The following is a 16853-nucleotide window of genomic DNA, read 5'->3' on the forward strand; positions in this document are numbered from 1 at the left end:
TCCGAACAGCTTTCCGGTAAAGGCGTGCCCTGCATGACCGACGCACCCGATCCTGTCCGCCCAACGCCGCCCGGTGGCGTGTTCGACGGCTCGCTGCACCTCTATGCGGTGCGGGTCTATTATGAAGACACCGATCTTTCCGGCATCGTCTATCACGCCAACTACCTGCGCTGGTTCGAACGTGCGCGTTCCGATGTGCTGCGGATGCTGGAGATCGACCAGCGCGCCGCGATCGAAGCGGGCGAAGGTGCCTATGCCGTGGCCGATGTGCAGATGCGCTATCTTCGGCCTGCGCTGCTCGACGACGACATCGTCATTCATACGCGGTGCAGCGAACTCAAGGCAGCGAGCGTGCGCATGGTGCAGGAGGCGAAACGCGATGGCGAGACGATTTGCAGCGCGACCTTCCGGGTCGGCTTCGTCGCGCCCAATGGCCGCCCGCGCCGCCAGCCCGATGCATGGCGGCAAGCCTTCACCCGAATTCTCGATACCAGTTCCGATACCAGTTCTCTTGGGGAGCATGCCTGAATGATTCTTTCCGACCTGCTTGCCGCCGCCGCGACAATGCCCGTTCCGCCGACCCGGCTGGAGCCGGTCAAGCTGTTCATGGACGCCGATATCGTGGTCAAGGCGGTGATGGCTGCGCTGCTGCTCGCCTCGATCTGGAGCTGGATGATCATCATCTCGGTCGCGATGAAGATCGGCGGCGCTAAGAAGCGCGCACGCAAGTTCGAACAGGATTTCTGGGCCTCGGAAAACTACGAGCAAACGCTCGATGCCTACCGCAACCAGGATGTCGCGCCCGCGCGTATCGCATGGGGTGCGATCACCGAGTGGAAGAAGTCGACCAAGGGCGGGGTGAAAGACGTGCGCGGTGCGCAGGGCCGCATCGCCGCCGTGATGGACAGCCATGTTGCCGAAGAAGCGGACCGGATGGCCAACCGGCTGACCTTCCTCGCCACGCTGGGCTCGGTTGCGCCCTTCGTGGGCCTGTTCGGCACCGTTTGGGGCATCATGAACAGCTTCTTCCAGATCGGTGCGCAGAACAATTCCTCGCTCGCGGTGGTCGCGCCGGGGATTTCCGAGGCGCTGTTCGCGACCGCGATCGGCCTGTTCGCCGCGATCCCCGCAGTGATCGCCTACAACCGCTTCTCGGCCAGCGTGAACCGCTACGAAGCGATCCTCCAGCGCTTCGCCGACCGGTTCAACGCGAACCTCGGCCGCGAGCTGGAGCGGGTTTGATGTTTTATTCGGCACCGGCCCACACCCCCGCCCGGCCAACCCAACAGGATAATGCCATGGGTTGGCCGGGCGGGGGTGTGGGCCGGCACCGCGAGGGAGAACTCTGATGGCGATGGGCGTCCATTCCCATAAGCGCGGGCGCAACGCCAAGCGCGCGCCGATGGCGGAGATCAACGTTACCCCGCTGGTCGACGTGATGCTGGTGCTGCTGATCATCTTCATGGTCACCGCGCCGCTGCTGACCGCAGGCGTACCGGTCGACCTGCCGGACAGCCGCGCCAACGCGCTGCCGCAGGACGAGGAACCGCTCAACGTGTCGATTGCGGGCGATGGCACGATCTATGTCGGCGAATCCGCAGTGCCGCAGGGCGATCTGGGCGCGGCGCTCGCCACGGCCAGCGAAGGCGTTGCCTGTTCCGAGCGTGAGGTGGTTCTGCGCGCCGACAAGACGCTCGATTACGGGCGCGTGATGGGCGTGATGGGCGAGCTCAACCGGATGGGCTGCAACTCGATCTCGCTGGTCACCAACAGTTCAAGCGACTCGATCTAGCTCACAGGCTCGATGGACGCGAAACAGCATACCGGCCTCGATGCCATTGCGCTGATCGTCGCGATCGCGCTGCACGCCGCGCTGATTGCGGTGCTGCTGGTGCAGGGTACCACGCGCGAAAAGCTGCCCGAGCCGCAACGCATCACGGTCAATTTCGCGGAAGATGTCGGGACGACTTCGACCTCGCCCGATCCCGTTCAGGAAGCGCAGGCCTCGGTCGCGCCGGAGCTGGGCGAGCAGGTTTCGCCGCCGATCGAATACGTACCCCCGCCGCCGCTGCCGCAACCCACCACCGCTCCTGCGCCCGCCCCGCGTCCGCAGCCGACCGCGCGCGCGACCAGCCGCCCGCAGCCGCGGCCGAGTCCCCGAGCGACCGCGCAACCGCGCCCACGCCCGCAGCCGCGCCCCAGCGCCGAGCCGACCCGTTCGGGCGGCAGCCGCGTCGGCGACGATTTTCTCGCCGGATCGGGCAGCTCTTCGACCTCGACCGACACGCGCATTCCCGCTTCGCAGATCGGCAACAGCGCGAAGGCCAGTATCGCTGCGGCGATCTCGCGCCAGATCAAGCCGCACTGGCAGCCGCCCAGCGGGCCCGACGTGGAACAGATCGTCAGCTACATTTCTTTCCAGCTCAACGAAGACGGATCGCTGAAGGGGCGTCCACGTCTGGTGCGCCAGACCGGGGTCAACCAGACCAACCGCGCGCAGGCCGAACGACATGCTGAACAGGCCATCCGCGCGGTGCAACTGGCCGCCCCCTTCGATTTGCCGCCCGAATATTATAATGCTTGGAAGTCGGTGACTGCCAACCTCGATTGGAGACTCGCTCAATGAGATTCTTGCTGGCTAGCCTGGCCCTGCTGATTGCTTCGCCGGTCCTCGCGCAGAACGAAGACCTGGGCAGTGCCCCGCCGGTGGGTGGCGAGGTCGAAACCGTGCCGACGCCGGGCGATGGCGATGAAGACGGGGGCCTGTCGGTCAACGTCTCCTTCGAAGGCAGCCTCGACGATCTGCAACTCGCGATCCCGGCCTTCGCCGCGGAGCGCGACGTGCCTACCGCCGCCAATGCGCAGGGCACCGCCGCGCTGGGTGCGGAGCTGGCCCGGGTGATTACGGCCGATCTGCAGAACAACGGCCTTTTCGCCCCCACCGGGCCGGACGCGCTGCCCAGGCCGAACTACCCGCAGATCACCGATCCGGTGTGGAACATGTGGCGTATGCGCGGCGCGGAAATGCTGGTTCAGGGCTATGTCCGCCCGCGCGCCGACGGCAAGCTGGTGGTCGGCTGCTATCTGTATGACGTTGCGCTCAGCGACGAGCTCGCGCGCTCGGGCTGGGTCGTTCCGCCGTCCGACTGGCGGCGTGCGGCGCACAAGTGCGCCGACCTCGTCTATTCGCGCCTGACCGGGGAAAGCCCATTCTTCGACAGCCGGATCGCCTATATCGCGGAGACCGGCCCGAAGGATAACCGGACCAAGCGGCTCGCGATCATGGACAGCGACGGGGCCAACCACCGCTTCATCACCACCGGCCGCGCGACCGCGCTGACCCCGCGTTACTCGCCCGATTACCGCAAGCTGATGTATCTCAGCTATGTCGACGGCAATCCGCGCATCTACGTCTACGACATCGGCACCGGGCGGCAGACGCTGGTCACCGAAAGCGCCAACCCTACCTTCGCTCCGCGCTGGAGCCCGGACGGGCGCTGGGTGCTCTATTCGATGGCGGTCAACGGCAATACGGACATCTACCGCGTCTCCGCCAATGGCGGGCCGAGCGAGCGGCTGACCGATGCGCCGGGCATCGACGTAGGCGGGTCCTACTCGCCCGACGGCACGCGGATCGTGTTCGAAAGCGACCGTTCGGGCGCGCAGCAGATTTACATGATGAATGCCGACGGATCGAACCAGCGGCGGATCACCTTCTTCGGTGGCCGTGCGGCAACGCCCGAATGGAGCCCGCGCGGCGACCAGATCGCGTTCACCTACATCCCGGGCGACTTCAACATCGCCACGATGAGCCCCGACGGGAAGAACTTCCGCAAGCTGACGGACGGCTGGCAGGACGAGGCCCCCACCTGGGCACCCAATGGCCGCATCCTCCAGTTCTTCCGCACCGAGCGGAACACGGGCCGCACCGCGATCTATCAGGTGGACCTGACTGGCGAGAATCTGCGCCGTCTGCCCACTCCGGTGGATGCATCGGACCCGGCATGGGGCCCGATTCTGCCCTGAGGCGTTAGGAAAAACAGATGCTCTTTCGTGGGGTCGCACCGACGAATGAAGGCAATTTTGTGAGGAGAGACCTATGAATTCTCGTATTGCAGCAGCGATCGTCCTTTCGGCCACCGTGTCGCTGGCGGCGTGCAAGTCGCCCGCACCCGAACAGCTCCCGCCCGAGCCGGGCGTGAGTCAGCCGACCACTGGCGGCAATACCGGCGGGCCCGGCGTCGGCACGCAGGAGCACTTCGTGCGCGCGGTGAACGGCCAGAACGTGATCTATTTCGACACCGACCGCTACAACATCGACACCGCCGATGCCGCCGCGCTGCAGACGCAGGCGCAGTACATGTCGCAGTACCCGAACATCACCGTGACGATCGAAGGCCACGCGGACGAACGCGGCACGCGCGAATACAACCTCGCTCTGGGTGAGCGCCGCGCGAACTCGGCCAAGAACTACCTCGTCAGCCTGGGCATTGCCGCCAACCGCATCCGCACGGTCAGCTATGGCGAGGAACGCCCGGTCGCGACCGCTTCCACGCCCGAGGCATGGGCCAAGAACCGCCGCGCGGTGACCGTCGTCGTCAACTAGGCGGCGAGCGTCGTATTTCGGGAAGGGCGGGTGGCTTGCGGGCCGCCCGCCTTTTCTTTTGCGCTGTAGTGGCGCGAAGAGCCTCGAAGACCGGTTTGCGAGGTTGCGGGCGCGGGCGATCGCTCTAGATTGAACCAATGGCAAAACCGCGCAGATCGAACGATTGGGGTTTCCCGCGCTGGCGCGGCTACGAGGAAAGCCGCGAGGCCGCGACCGTGCGCCTGTGCGATCGCCACGGCTGCGACGAGCGCGGCGACTGCCCCGCACCCAAATCCCCCAACAACCCGGATCGCTGGTATTTCTGCCAGAAGCATGCGGCGGAATATAATTCCAAGTGGGACTATTTCGAAGGTCTGGAAAAGGCTGAGGCGGCCGAACGCGCACGCACCGAACAGCGCGACAATGCAGGCTATGCCGAAGCCTCGCATTATAGCTGGGGCGGATCGGGCGACGGATCGCGCTCGGCAGACGAGATGCGCGCGCTCGATGCGCTGGGTCTCGAATCCGATGCCGATTTCGCTACCATCAAGCGCGCCTGGCGCGAAAAGGCGAAGACCGTCCATCCCGACGTGAAGCCGGGCGACAAGGAAGCCGCCGCAGAATTCCAGAAGCTGCAGGTCTCCTACGAGGTGCTCAAAGCCGCAGAAGCGCGGCGCGAATGGCACGGCTAGGCTTCTGCCGACTAGTGGGAAGAGTGTCTGGCTCGGTGGTTTCTAAATCACCGCAAAATCCAATGGGCTGGATGAAATGGCACTGAAACAAAAATATGCGAATTTTCTGTTCCTGACGAATTGAGTATCTGAAGGGGTCGGTATGAAGGCGCTGAAGCTGCTCGCGCTTTTACTATTCTTTTGCCATCAAGGTGCCTATGCGCGCTGTGGTATTTCAAATTTTTTTGAATCGGACCCAAAAATTGCGGTCGAGCGCGTTTTCGATGAATCGGATTTTGTTGGTTTTGTTCGTAGAATAGAGAATGCTCAAACGGGCAGTGCTATTTCTCAACAATATGTCGTGCTCCTTGCTTTGAAGGGCGAGTTCGACCGGATTGCACTACAGCCTTTCACAAACGAAGGCGTCGTGGTCCTAGGCTCGCGCAATCGGCAGCTGGACTATGACGAAGGCGAGATTGCCTTTCTTGCTCTGTCGCGGCTCGAGGATGGAACTTTCGTCCAGACCGAATGCCAGGCAGCTTTCGCCAAAATCGAGATATCTTCGGACTTGATCGAAAGTCTCGAAGATCGCGTCGTAGATTGACCATGTGATCAGTGACCTTGGGAGGTCAGGCTCAATGCCCACAAATGTCAGCGGAAATACCATCACGGTCACCGGGTCCTATGGGACGACGTCGATCAGTGGACTATACGGTGCAGAGTATCTGGGGGCGTTCGTTCCTACGGTCAATTTTTCGTCCTTCGACCTGTCAGGCATCTCCGTGGATACGGACGATATCGTCGTCATTGGCAAGAAGGACGGGCGCCCGGAGACCACCATCGAGGGTGCGTCGCCTGAGCAGATTGCGGCCATCATGGCAGCGCTGGCTAACTCTTCGGAAAACGATTCGCTCGCCCAAGCTTTTCGAGAAATGGCCGAACTCAATGTTACCCTAGAAATCAATCTGACCGAGGTTGCTCCTTCCGATTTCGGGAATGACGTCGGAGAGGCTGAGTTTCAGGCGATACAGATGCCGAACGGGGACCAGAGTTTTCTTCCCGACTCGACTGCGGTGATTACGATTGTCGGAAACAGGCTTGATGATCCGCTGTACGATGACTTGTCGTTTATCGAGGTTCTCGGCCACGAATTGATGCATCTCACGCAGAGACCGGGTACCAGTACGTTCCGGCAGCACGCCCCCGGCGAGGAATTCAGCGGCGAACGCCGGTTTCGCGACGACCTGTTCGACGATTTCGATCCGACCGACTATCTTGAAAGCTCAATAGTAGATCTCTCCCTGACGGCGCCCCCTCATGGGCAGCTTACCCCATACAAGATCAACGGGATCGGCACGGATGGGAACAATCTCTTCCAGATTCCGGATGTGACAGGGGGAACTCACTATTCGAGTTTTTTCCTCGAAACAGGAGCGGGGAACGACGTCATTCTGGTCGATGGCTCCCACTTCGGAACGATCACGGTGTCCCCGCACGGGAATAAAGTTCTCTATGGAACCACCGCCCTGAATGGCCTGATCTACGAAGCCGACGTCAGCGTTGATGATATCTCCGTGGGTCGCGAGGGAGACAATCTCCGGATTACCTTCGATAATCTCGACGCGGAACATAATGCTGTGACGATCGTAAACTTTTTTCTGCGCGGTGCCTGGCAGAGTGTTACGGTCGGCGATCAGGTGGTCGTCATCAATCAGGACTTGAGCATCACCGACATCCCGCAATTCTACGCCGCCAATACGCCCGACGTGTCACTCGATATGATATTCGCTTCGGGATACGAACCAGCGGCCGGCAGTCCGATTGCGCCAATCATGCCGATGTTTCCGGATGATCAGCTCGGGTGGACCGCCGAACCCGTCATCTTGGTCTAGCCGATTTAGAGGCGCGGCATGCCTCTTGCCATGAGCCACCCGTTCGCCCCCGCTGTTGCGGAGCTGCACCAGGATAAGGACTACGGCTTCTCACCTGGCAGGTTCACCAAAGCGTAACCTCGGCGCAGTGGATCGGTAACACACTGGCCCTAACGACCCTTCGCAATCGCAGCATAAAGGGTCTCACCATGCGTTCTTCTTCCGTTTCCATCCTCCGTCTCGTCTTGCTCGGCACCGCCGCGCTGTCGCCCGTCGCCGCCCTCGCCCAGGCCCCGGTCGAGCCTGCCGATGAAGCCACCGGCGAGGAGGAAATCACCGAAGAAACCGGCAACATGATCGTTGTCACCGCGCAGAAGATCGAACAGCGCGCGCTCGACGTGCCGATCACCATCAGCGCCCTGAGCGGAGATCAGATTGCCAATCTGGGCGTCACCGATCTCGACGAGCTGTCGAACTATGTCCCCGGCCTCAACATCCAGGAACAGAGCGCCAACAACCCCGGCATCGTCATCCGCGGCATCACTTCGGACAGCGGTTCGGCCCAGCAGGGGCCGCGCGTGACGCTCTATTACAACGGCGTCGATATCTCGCGCTCGCGCGGGTCGTACCAGGCGATCTACGATCTGGAGCGCGTCGAGGTCATCAAGGGCCCGCAGGCGACCCTGTTCGGCACCGCCAGCGCTGTCGGCGCGATCAGCCTCGTCTCCGCCAAGCCGAAGCCCGGCTTCTCCGCCGAGATGACCGGCGGCTACGGCAATTACGACGCCACGCTGCTGTCGGGCTTCGTCAACGCAGGGTCGGATGTGATCGCGGGCCGCGTGGCATTCGAATGGCGCAAGCGTGATGGCTACGTCGAGAACCTCGCGACCAATCAGGACGAAGAGCTTTACGCCAAGGACCAGTTCGGCGTTCGCGGATCGCTGCGCTTCACGCCCAGCCCCTTCGTGACTGTCGACCTGGTCGGCACCTACGACCAGCAGCGCAATGGCGGCACGCCGTTCATCTCGGGCACGTTCCCGGCCTTTGCCGGAGCGCCGGGTGGCCCGGCCAACGCTTTCGAACCCGCGAACCTCGCCGGTTCGCCTTATTCGGCGGCGGCGCTGGGCGATGACCAGCTGGGCCTCAACCGCGAAGTCTACGACATCAACCTGACCGCACAGGTGGAACTGAACGACTCGCTCACCTTCACTACAGTGAACGGCTACCGCGAATTCGACAGCGCCGAGGTGTTCGACGCCGACGGCTCGGCAGCGCCGTTCCTCGAATTCGCGGAAATCGCGACCGGGCACCAGTTCAGCCACGAAGGCCGCTTCAGCTATGCGGACCCGAGCTGGCGCGCGTCGTTCGGCTGGAACGTTTTTGCCGAGAAGGGACGCCAAAACGTGCCTTTCTCCACCGAAGAGGGTACCTTCCTGCAGTGCCTGAGCTCGCTGTTCGGTGCGCCGCTGATCCCCGGCATTCCTTGTGTTGCGCCTGACGGTAGCGTGCCTGCCAGCGTGGTGACCCAGCTTGCGACGGGTGGCGCAGCGACCGCGATTCCCTACGCTTCCGTGTTCGAGAACCAGGGCACAAACACCAGCTATTCGATGTTCGGCGACGTGACCTACATCCCGACCCCGAGCATCGAACTGACGGCGGGTGCGCGGATCCTGATCGAGGAGCGCAAGTCGGGCTTCACCGCCACGGTGCCCAATTCGGTGCTGAGCGGCGCGCCGCTGATCCCCGGTCAGGTCGACACCGGCGGGCAGACCATCACCGGTGAAGACAGCTTTACCGCCGTGCTGCCGCGCTTCAACATCCTCTATCGCATCAATCCGTTCGTAAACGTGTTCGCGACGGTCTCGAAGGGCCGCCGTTCGCCGGTGGTGCCGGTCAATGCAGGCGGTGTGCAGCCCGTCATCCCCGAGGAAACCGTGTGGAACTATGAAGGCGGCCTGAAGCTGGGCGCCGGACCGATCTCCGGATCGCTGGGGGTCTATTATCAGGTCTACGACAACTTCCAGGTTTCCGTGGCAGACCCCGACAACCTCGGCTCCTTCATCACCGCCAGCGCGGGTTCGGCATCGAACCTGGGTGTCGAGGCGGAACTCGCGGTGCAGGCGACCGACTGGCTGAGTATTTTCGGCAATGTCGGCTATATCAGCGGCGGGATCGACGAGGACGGCGCATACTCGCCCGAATATTCGGGTGCACGTTTCCGCCTTCAGCCCGAGTGGCAGGCGGCGGGCGGCTTCACGATCGACTATCCGCTGGGCAATGGCGCGCGTCTGTTCGCCACCCCCAGCATCACCTACCGCAGCCGGATCTTCTTCGAAGTGCCGAATGATCCGCTGATCTCGCAGGGGCCGGTCACGCTGGTCAACGCGCGGGCGGGCGTATCCTTCGCCGACGACCGGTTCGAGATCGCAGGGTTTATCCGCAACGCTTTCGACGAGGATTATCTGCTCGACGCGGGCAACACCGGCGGTTCGTTCAACGTGCCGACCTTCATCCCCGCAGAGCCACGCCTGTTCGGGGTCGAGCTGACTGCGCGTTTCGGGCGCTGATATAAAAATGGGCGGGGGCCTTGCAGCCTCCGCCCATTCGCATTTTTCCGGTGAACTGACCGATCAGACCGCGTCGAGCGCCTGATCGAAGTCGGCGATCAGGTCTTCGGGGTCTTCGATCCCGATGCTGATCCGCACCAGCGCGTCCGAAATGCCGAGCTGCTGGCGGCGTGCATGGGGCACGGAGAGGTGCGTCATGCTGGCTGGGTGGCTGGCAAGTGTTTCGGTGCCGCCAAGGCTGACCGCAAGCTTGGCGACCTTGAGCGCGTCGAGGAAGCGGAAGCACTCCTCTTCGCTGCCCTTGAGGAACAGCGAGAAGGTGGACCCTGCGCCGAGGCAGTGGCGGTCGTAGATGTCCTGCTGGCGATCATCCTCGATCATGCCGAGATAGCCCAGGCCATCGACCTTGGGGTGCTTCTTCAGGAATTCGCACACCTTCGCCGCGTTCTCGCCCGCGCGCTGCATCCGCAATTCCACTGTCTCCAGCGAACGTAGCAGCATCCATGCGGTGTTCGGGTCGGCGATGCCGCCCATCGTGTTGCGGATCATGCGGACCGGCTTCATCCACTTTTCGTTGCCGGCAATGGAGCCCGCGACGAGGTCCGAGTGGCCGCCGACATATTTGGTCAGCGAATAGCACACGATGTCCGCGCCGTGCTCCAGCGGGCGCTGCCACAGCGGGCCGAGGAACGTATTGTCGATCGCGATCGGGCAATCGGCGGGAAGCGCCGCGTCGCGCGCATCGCGAACCATTTCGATATCGACCAGAGCATTGGTCGGGTTGCCCGGGCTTTCGAGGTAGATCATCGCGACCTTGCCGCCGTTCTCCTCGGCCATGGCCTTGGCCTTAGTCAGCACTTCGTCGAACTGCTCGCGCGTCGCGCCGGCGGGGAAGTCGATATACTTCACCCCGAACTTGGCGAGGATCTTGGCGACGAAGCCTTCCGATGCGGCGTAGAGCGGGCCCGAGTGGACGATCACGTCGCCCGCGCTGCAGTAGGCCATCATCATCACGCAGATGGCGGTCATCCCGCTGGAGAAGCACAGCGAATCCTCCGCGCCGTCCCAGATGGCGAGGCGGTCCTCGAGGATTTCCTGGTTCGGTCCGTTGAAGCGCGAATAGACGAGGCCTTCCGCGCCGCCTTCACGCAGGCCGGTGATGCCTTCGAAGTGGCGCTTGCCCGCAGCCGCGCTTTCGAAGGCGAAGGTGCTGGTCAGGAAGATCGGCGCCTTGAGCGATCCTTCGGACAAGGCAGGGTCGTAGCCATGGCCCATCATCAGGGTCGACGGCTTCATCTTGCGCCCGTCGATCTTCGTGACTTCGGGCTTGGGCTTGCGGCGGGGGGTGGGGGTTTCGACTGCGTCGACGGCGTCGGTCATGGGGAACGGCCTTCCTCAACTATACCCCCAGGAAGGCGGGGGCTTGGGCTGGAGGCTGTGCCGGTGGCGGCCCGCTCCTAACCTCCGCAGGAACGCATCTCCACCAGCTGCCGGTTTTCGAACGCGCCAGTACCGCCGGGAGTTTCCGCGATCAAGCGACCCTGAGCACAAGGGGGGGCAGGGGGCGGGCTCGACAACGGCCCGTTCAGCGTCGATCCATTGGCGCTGGAGCAATGTCAGGGGCATGTTGAAGCGATCCCTGATCCTCGCCGTCGCATCCGTTGCGTTGCTCGGCACCGGCCTTGCCGTCGCGCCCGTGGCACCGGCGGCGGCGCAGTCTGTACGTTCGACCTGGTCGATCGGCCCGGTCGTGCGCGGCAAGAACTCGTCGTACCGGATGCCCGCGACCATGCAGGATACCGCGCGCGGTGCGGTATTCGATTTTCCCTATCCCAGCCCGGCGGCGGGTCACGTCCATTACGTGACCACGGCAACCCGGCCGCTTGCGGGCGCGAAGCGGATTACCATGCGTTACCGGATCGACGCCGCACGCGGGGTGCGCTTTGTGCCGGAGGAAGACCCGCGGAACACCGCGACCCTGTCGCTCTATTTCCAGCGCGCAGGCGACCGCTGGACGATGCGCACGCCGCACCACCGCTGGTACGCGCCGAATGACAAGGTCATTCCGCTCAGCCGCGGCATGCACGAGGTCAGCATCGATCTGGACGAGGAGTGGATCGCGATGGTCGGTGGCACCAGCTACACGCTGCCCGACGCGTTCGACCGCGCGCTGGAGCGCACGGCACAGGTCGGTTTCGTGTTCGGTTCGCCCGCACTGCGCGGGCACGGGGTCTACGCCACCGGCCCGGCGCGTTTCACTCTGCTGGATTTCCGGATCGAGTAATCCCTACGGCGCGCTAGCTCGATGAAACCGAGAAGCGGCGCACGCGCCACTGCAGCTGTTCTTCGGTCGCGCCGGGGACATCGTTGACCCGGCTGAGCACGATCTCCCCGGTCAGTGTCTGTCCGGTCCCGCCCCGAATGGTAATCGGAACCTCGTAGTAGATAGTCCCCGCCGCACCTTCCATGGTGCCGGCCGGAGCCGAGACCGTCAGGTCCCCGAGACCGGCGAAGGTCTGCGTGAACTGGTCGCGTGGAAGGTTCTCACGCAGTTCCGGCACCATCAGGTTCCAGGCCTGATCGAACTCCTTCAGCTCGATCGCGCGGGTGAAGGACAGCAGCACATTGCGCGCGCCCTTTTCCCCTTTCTGCTCGTCGGGAGTGAGCGTGGCGGGTGTGAGGTCGGGAATCCCGTTGTTCACGCCCGCCGGCTGCTCGGTATCGCTGCCCGCCTGCTGCGTATTCTCGCCACTGCTTGCGGCCTGGTCCGGCTGCGTCTCCCCACCCGAATTGCAGGCAACCAGCGCGAGGGTCGCGACGCCGATTCCGGCAAGGGAGACTATGCGCATGGGGAGGGCCTTGGGCTGCAGAGGTAGAAGAGGCAGTTACTTGGGCGCGAGGACCATCAGCATCTGACGGCCTTCGAGACGCGGGAAGCTTTCGACCTTGGCGATTTCTTCCACATCGTCGCGCACCCGGTTGAGCAGGTCCATGCCCAGCTGCTGGTGCGCCATTTCGCGGCCACGGAAGCGCAGCGTGCACTTCACCTTGTCGCCGTTCTCGATGAACTTCACCACATTGCGCATCTTCACGTCGTAATCGTGCGTGTCGATGTTCGGACGCATTTTGACTTCCTTGATGTCCTGCGTCTTCTGCGTCTTGCGCGCGAGGTTCGCCTTCTTCTGCGCTTCGTAACGGTGCTTGCCGACATCGAGGAACTTGCACACGGGCGGGTCTGCGTTGGGCGACACCTCGACGAGGTTCAGCCCGACTTCCGCCGCGCGTTCGATCGCGTCACGCGTGCTCAGCACACCGATGTTTTCCCCGGTCTCGTCGATAACGCGGACCTTGGGCGACTGGATAAAATTGTCGTAGCGTGGGCCGCTCTTGATAGGCGGCTGAAGGGAACGACGGGGGGGACGTGCTATGGGATGCTCTCCTGAAGTTATGAACAGATGTCCGCGCTATTTAGGTCTTTTCGCCGCAATGCGAAAGGGGGCTGCGCGAGGAACCGCGCTTTGCAGCGGGCAGATCGCGTCAGGCCGCGCGTTTCTCGGCCCGCCACAGCGGCAGACGGACCAGTTGCCCCCGCACGGCGCACAGCGCCTCGGTCGTTTCGGCGGGGCTAAGGCTCTTGCGAATCGCTGGATCGTCGGCCGCCATTCCACCTGTCAGCGTGCCGAAGGCGGGCAGCACCATGCGCGGAGGTCCATCGCTGCGCCGGGCGATCACCGCACACGGGCGGCGCACGCGGCGACCGCGCAGGGTGACGGAAAGCTTGGGGTGCCAGTGACCGGAAAGCTCTGCCCGCGTCTCGCCGGCCCGCGCCTCGTGGCGGCAGATCACCCCGCCGATCTCCAGTTCTTCGTGCAAGGCCCCGCCGCACTGCGCGGCTGCTCCGGCTGCGTCGGGTGGGCCGTCGTGGTTGCCGGTGATCCAGACCCAGTCGACCCGCGCGGTGAGCGCGCGCAGCATGTCGCACGCGCCCTCCTCCAGGCGGCCTGCGCCCTCTGCGTCGTGGAAGTTGTCGCCCAGCGTCACGACTCTTCGCGCGCCGGTCTCGTCCACCGCCTGAGCCACCCGTTCCAGCGTTGCCCGGCTGTCGTAGGGCGGCAGCGGCTGGCCGTGGCTTGCGAAGAAGCTTGCCTTTTCGAGGTGCAGGTCGGCGACGAACAGCGTCGCCTCGCGCGGCCAGTAGACCGCACCGTCGCTGCGCAGAAGCAGCTCTGCTGTGCCGAACGAAAGGGGAACCATGGCCGTCACTTGCCCTAGGCTGGCAGGATTGGCAAGGGATGCACGACGCCACGCAAGGATGCGAAGACAATGCCCGACTGGTCTGCCCAAACGCAACAAGCGCGTACCTGGTTCGAATCCTTGCGCGACCAGATCTGCGCCGAGTTCGAGGCGATCGAGCGCGAGGCAGGTTCCGACGCGACTTTCCGGTACACCCCTTGGGATCGCGACGAGGAAGGCAACGACAATCCAGGCGGGGGGGTGCAGGGCCTGATGAAGGGCAAGGTGTTCGAGAAGGTCGGGGTCAACGTTTCCACCGTGCACGGCACATTCGCGCCCGAGTTCGCCAAGACGATCAACGGGGCCGAGGACGACCCTCGCTTCTCCGCCACCGGCATCAGCCTGGTCGCGCACATGGCCAACCCGCATGTGCCCGCAGTGCACATGAACACGCGCTTCCTCGTCACCGGCAAGGCCTGGTTCGGCGGCGGCGCGGACCTCAACCCGCCGATCCCCTACGAGGAGGACACGCAGGAATTCCACGCCGCCTTCCGCGCCGCCTGCGCGAAGCACAACCCGACCTATTACGAACGCTTCAGCAAATGGGCGGACGAGTATTTCTACATCCCCCATCGCGGCGTGCATCGCGGGGTCGGCGGGATTTTCTACGACCATCTGGAATGCGACGACGAGAGCGGCTTCGCGCGCAATCTCGATTTCACGCAGGATGTCGGGCGCGCGTTTCTGGAGATTTTCCCCAAGCTGGTCCGCCGCCGGATGGAAAGCGAGTGGACCGACGCGGACAAGCGCACCCAGCTGGAATGGCGCGGGCGCTACGCCGAATTCAACCTCGTCTACGACAGGGGCACGCTGTTCGGCCTCAAGACCGGCGGCAATGTCGACGCCATCCTGATGAGCCTGCCGCCCGAAGCTGTGTGGACCTAGGCACCGAACGCGCTCCCCCGCATTGAACCGACACGACCCGAATTTCCCGGAGAACCCCATGTTTCGCGCCACCCTGCTCGCCACCGCCGCCCTGTTCGCAAGCGGCTGTACCACGATGGACAGCGCGCAGGAGGCTCCGGTCGAGCGTAGCGCGATGGTCTCCCCGATCCTGACCACGCCCGATGCGGTCGACGACCAGACCTATGCCCAGCCGCAGGTCGCGCGGGTCACCCATGTGGCGCTGGATCTGGATCTGGACTTCGACGCCAAGATGATCGGCGGCGGTGCGGTGCTGGATATCCTCGCCAAAGACGATGCCAAGCAGATCGTGCTCGACAGCAACGGATTGCGGATCGACCGGGTGACCGACGGGCAGGGCAATTCGCTCCCGTTCACGATCGGTGAGGCAGAGGAGGGCAAGGGTGCTCCGCTGACCATCCAGCTGAACGGCGCGCGCCAGCTGCGCATCGCCTATCGCAGCGCGCCCGATGCCGACGCGCTGCAATGGCTGACGCCTGAGCAGACCGCCGGGGGCAAGTACCCGTATCTGTTCAGCCAGGGGCAGGCGATTCTCAACCGCACGTGGATTCCCACGCAGGACAGCCCCGGTATCCGCCAGACCTGGGAGGCGCGCATCACCGCGCCCAAGCCGCTCGATGTCGTGATGAGCGGCGTGCGTCAGGGTGAGCCCGAGGATCTCGGCAATGGCCGCCGCGCCTTCCGCTTCGTGATGGACAAGCCGGTGCCGCCCTATCTGATCGCGATCGCCGCTGGCGATATCGATTTCCGCGCCACCGGCCCGCGCACCGGCGTGTGGGCCGAACCGGCCACGCTCGACCGGGCGTATAACGAGGTGGCGGATACCGAACAGCTCGTCGAAGCGGCCGAGGAACTCTACGGTGATTATCGCTGGGGCCGGTACGACATGATCGTGCTGCCGCCCTCGTTCCCCTACGGGGGCATGGAAAACCCGGTGATGACCTTCCTCACGCCCACCTTCATCGCGGGCGACCGGTCGAACAACGGGCTGGTCGCGCACGAACTGGCGCATAGCTGGTCGGGCAACCTCGTCACCAACGCGGTCTGGGGCGACGGCTGGCTCAACGAAGGCGTCACCTCCTATTTCGAGAACCGCATCGTCGAGAAGGTCTACGGCAAGAGCCGCGCCGAACAGGAGGCCGCGCTCTCCTATGCCAACATCATCGAGACGCTGGACGAGGTCGGCTATGACGCGCCGGGCACCGCGCTCCACAACGAAGGCGATGGCGAGCTGATCGGCAGCGCGATCGCCTACGACAAGGGGCACTTCTTCCTGCGCACGGTGGAGCGCGCGGTGGGCCGCGAGCGGTTCGACGCATGGCTACGCCAGTGGTTCGACAACCACGCGTTCCAGCCAGCGACCAGCCAGATGATCTACGACGACATGCTGGCGAACCTCGTCACCTCGCCCGCCGAAGCGAAGCAGTTGAAGCTGCGCGAATGGATCTTCGAGCCCGGCCTGCCGGGCAATGTCGCCAAGCCCGATCCTGCTGCCTTCGCCACGGTCGATACGGCGGTGACCGCCTATGCCGCCAACGGCACCATCCCCACCGGCTGGAGCGGCTGGACCGCTGCCGAGCAGATGCGCTTCCTCGACAATATTCCCAAGGAGCGGACTGCCGCGCAGCTTGCCGCGCTCAATGATGCGCTGGGCCTGTCGGAGACGGGCAACAACGAAGTGCTGTTCCTGTGGCTCGAACTGGCGCTTGCCAACCGGTACGAGCCTGCCGTGCCGCAGGCGGAGGTGTTCCTGAGCGAGATCGGCCGGGCCAAGTTCGTCCGCCCGCTATTCGCGGTGCTGTGGGACCAGGGCGACTGGGGGCGGCCTATCGCAAAGCGCATCTATGCCGAAACGCGCGACGGCTATCACGCGGTGACGCGGGCCGGTGTCGACCGGCTGATGGCAGCCGATTAACCAAGCGGCGATTTTGCGCGTTGCAAT

General features: G+C 64.0%; 17 protein-coding genes. 13 read left to right on the top strand and 4 right to left on the bottom strand.

Annotated features, from left to right (window positions below; all coding sequences use genetic code 11):
• The first annotated feature begins 33 nt into the window (after positions 1-33).
• The 10 genes from K7H93_RS09485 (at position 34) to K7H93_RS09530 (ending at position 9694) form a co-directional block, all read left to right on the top strand.
• Entirely contained in the window at positions 34-528 is a 495-nt protein-coding gene (locus K7H93_RS09485; RefSeq protein WP_230783410.1) for a YbgC/FadM family acyl-CoA thioesterase, read from the top strand.
• The gene (gene tolQ, locus K7H93_RS09490; RefSeq protein ID WP_230783411.1) at positions 529-1242 is read left to right on the top strand and encodes a protein TolQ; all 714 of its coding nucleotides are present in this window, start codon (positions 529-531) and stop codon (positions 1240-1242) included. It begins immediately after the preceding gene.
• Positions 1243-1348: 106 nt separating this feature from the next.
• Positions 1349-1792: an ExbD/TolR family protein gene (locus tag K7H93_RS09495; RefSeq protein ID WP_230783412.1), complete on the top strand. Its 444-nt coding sequence runs from the start codon at positions 1349-1351 to the stop codon at positions 1790-1792.
• A gap of 12 nt (positions 1793-1804) precedes the next feature.
• Positions 1805-2626 carry a TonB C-terminal domain-containing protein gene (locus K7H93_RS09500; RefSeq protein WP_230783413.1) on the top strand — a complete coding sequence of 274 codons (822 nt, stop codon included), beginning with the start codon at positions 1805-1807 and terminating at the stop codon, positions 2624-2626.
• A complete protein-coding gene (gene tolB / locus K7H93_RS09505) occupies positions 2623-4026 on the top strand; it encodes a Tol-Pal system beta propeller repeat protein TolB (RefSeq protein WP_230783414.1) in 1404 nt (467 codons plus the stop codon). The genes K7H93_RS09500 and tolB overlap by 4 nt, the downstream gene beginning before the upstream one ends.
• Before the next feature lie 73 nt (positions 4027-4099).
• Complete coding sequence (gene pal / locus K7H93_RS09510; RefSeq protein ID WP_010236294.1) at positions 4100-4606, top strand: peptidoglycan-associated lipoprotein Pal; 507 nt, start codon at positions 4100-4102, stop codon at positions 4604-4606.
• Between the two features lie 137 nt (positions 4607-4743).
• On the top strand, positions 4744-5277 hold the full coding sequence (locus K7H93_RS09515) for a J domain-containing protein (RefSeq protein ID WP_054524964.1): 534 nt from the start codon (positions 4744-4746) through the stop codon (positions 5275-5277).
• A 142-nt stretch (positions 5278-5419) separates the two neighbouring features.
• Entirely contained in the window at positions 5420-5860 is a 441-nt protein-coding gene (locus tag K7H93_RS09520) for a hypothetical protein (RefSeq protein ID WP_230783415.1), read from the top strand.
• Positions 5861-5894: 34 nt separating this feature from the next.
• Positions 5895-7148, top strand: coding sequence for a hypothetical protein (locus K7H93_RS09525; RefSeq protein ID WP_230783416.1), 1254 nt, complete (start codon positions 5895-5897; stop codon positions 7146-7148).
• 188 nt (positions 7149-7336) lie between these two features.
• Positions 7337-9694 (top strand): TonB-dependent receptor, encoded by a 2358-nt coding sequence (locus K7H93_RS09530; RefSeq protein WP_029140378.1) that lies wholly within the window; start codon positions 7337-7339, stop codon positions 9692-9694.
• A gap of 63 nt (positions 9695-9757) precedes the next feature.
• On the opposite strand, the gene K7H93_RS09535 is transcribed toward K7H93_RS09530, so the two are convergent.
• Positions 9758-11074: a cystathionine gamma-synthase family protein gene (locus K7H93_RS09535; RefSeq protein ID WP_230783417.1), complete on the bottom strand. Its 1317-nt coding sequence runs from the start codon at positions 11072-11074 to the stop codon at positions 9758-9760.
• 244 nt (positions 11075-11318) lie between these two features.
• On the opposite strand from K7H93_RS09535, the gene K7H93_RS09540 reads away from it, so the two are divergent.
• Positions 11319-11978, top strand: a complete 660-nt coding sequence (locus K7H93_RS09540) for a hypothetical protein (RefSeq protein WP_230783418.1) — start codon at positions 11319-11321, stop codon at positions 11976-11978.
• Positions 11979-11991: 13 nt separating this feature from the next.
• Here K7H93_RS09540 and K7H93_RS09545 read toward each other — a convergent pair whose 3' ends face one another.
• From K7H93_RS09545 to pdeM, 3 genes are all read right to left on the bottom strand, one after another.
• Positions 11992-12543 carry a hypothetical protein gene (locus tag K7H93_RS09545; protein WP_230783419.1) on the bottom strand — a complete coding sequence of 184 codons (552 nt, stop codon included), beginning with the start codon at positions 12541-12543 and terminating at the stop codon, positions 11992-11994.
• 36 nt (positions 12544-12579) lie between these two features.
• Positions 12580-13122 (bottom strand): translation initiation factor IF-3, encoded by a 543-nt coding sequence (gene infC, locus K7H93_RS09550; RefSeq protein WP_082379104.1) that lies wholly within the window; start codon positions 13120-13122, stop codon positions 12580-12582.
• 109 nt (positions 13123-13231) lie between these two features.
• A complete protein-coding gene (gene pdeM, locus K7H93_RS09555) occupies positions 13232-13948 on the bottom strand; it encodes a ligase-associated DNA damage response endonuclease PdeM (RefSeq protein ID WP_230783420.1) in 717 nt (238 codons plus the stop codon).
• A 69-nt stretch (positions 13949-14017) separates the two neighbouring features.
• Between pdeM and hemF the strand changes: the two genes are divergently transcribed.
• Both hemF and K7H93_RS09565 read left to right on the top strand, forming a co-directional pair.
• Positions 14018-14872 (top strand): oxygen-dependent coproporphyrinogen oxidase, encoded by an 855-nt coding sequence (gene hemF, locus K7H93_RS09560; RefSeq protein WP_230783421.1) that lies wholly within the window; start codon positions 14018-14020, stop codon positions 14870-14872.
• A 58-nt stretch (positions 14873-14930) separates the two neighbouring features.
• Positions 14931-16826, top strand: a complete 1896-nt coding sequence (locus K7H93_RS09565; RefSeq protein WP_230783422.1) for a M1 family metallopeptidase — start codon at positions 14931-14933, stop codon at positions 16824-16826.
• The last annotated feature ends 27 nt before the right edge of the window (positions 16827-16853 follow it).

Source organism: Citromicrobium bathyomarinum (genome assembly GCF_021021475.1).
Lineage (GTDB): Bacteria > Pseudomonadota > Alphaproteobacteria > Sphingomonadales > Sphingomonadaceae > Alteriqipengyuania > Alteriqipengyuania bathyomarina.

Bases quoted from the DNA above. Each gene is read 5' to 3' on its own strand.
- K7H93_RS09485 (WP_230783410.1), top strand. From the start codon at position 34: ATGACCGACGCACCCGATCCTGTCCGCCCAACGCCGCCCGGTGGCGTG.
- tolQ (WP_230783411.1), top strand. From the start codon at position 529: ATGATTCTTTCCGACCTGCTTGCCGCCGCCGCGACAATGCCCGTTCCG.
- K7H93_RS09495 (WP_230783412.1), top strand. From the start codon at position 1,349: ATGGCGATGGGCGTCCATTCCCATAAGCGCGGGCGCAACGCCAAGCGC.
- K7H93_RS09500 (WP_230783413.1), top strand. From the start codon at position 1,805: ATGGACGCGAAACAGCATACCGGCCTCGATGCCATTGCGCTGATCGTC.
- tolB (WP_230783414.1), top strand. From the start codon at position 2,623: ATGAGATTCTTGCTGGCTAGCCTGGCCCTGCTGATTGCTTCGCCGGTC.
- pal (WP_010236294.1), top strand. From the start codon at position 4,100: ATGAATTCTCGTATTGCAGCAGCGATCGTCCTTTCGGCCACCGTGTCG.
- K7H93_RS09515 (WP_054524964.1), top strand. From the start codon at position 4,744: ATGGCAAAACCGCGCAGATCGAACGATTGGGGTTTCCCGCGCTGGCGC.
- K7H93_RS09520 (WP_230783415.1), top strand. From the start codon at position 5,420: ATGAAGGCGCTGAAGCTGCTCGCGCTTTTACTATTCTTTTGCCATCAA.
- K7H93_RS09525 (WP_230783416.1), top strand. From the start codon at position 5,895: ATGCCCACAAATGTCAGCGGAAATACCATCACGGTCACCGGGTCCTAT.
- K7H93_RS09530 (WP_029140378.1), top strand. From the start codon at position 7,337: ATGCGTTCTTCTTCCGTTTCCATCCTCCGTCTCGTCTTGCTCGGCACC.
- K7H93_RS09535 (WP_230783417.1), bottom strand. From the start codon at position 11,074: ATGACCGACGCCGTCGACGCAGTCGAAACCCCCACCCCCCGCCGCAAG.
- K7H93_RS09540 (WP_230783418.1), top strand. From the start codon at position 11,319: ATGTTGAAGCGATCCCTGATCCTCGCCGTCGCATCCGTTGCGTTGCTC.
- K7H93_RS09545 (WP_230783419.1), bottom strand. From the start codon at position 12,543: ATGCGCATAGTCTCCCTTGCCGGAATCGGCGTCGCGACCCTCGCGCTG.
- pdeM (WP_230783420.1), bottom strand. From the start codon at position 13,948: ATGGTTCCCCTTTCGTTCGGCACAGCAGAGCTGCTTCTGCGCAGCGAC.
- hemF (WP_230783421.1), top strand. From the start codon at position 14,018: ATGCCCGACTGGTCTGCCCAAACGCAACAAGCGCGTACCTGGTTCGAA.
- K7H93_RS09565 (WP_230783422.1), top strand. From the start codon at position 14,931: ATGTTTCGCGCCACCCTGCTCGCCACCGCCGCCCTGTTCGCAAGCGGC.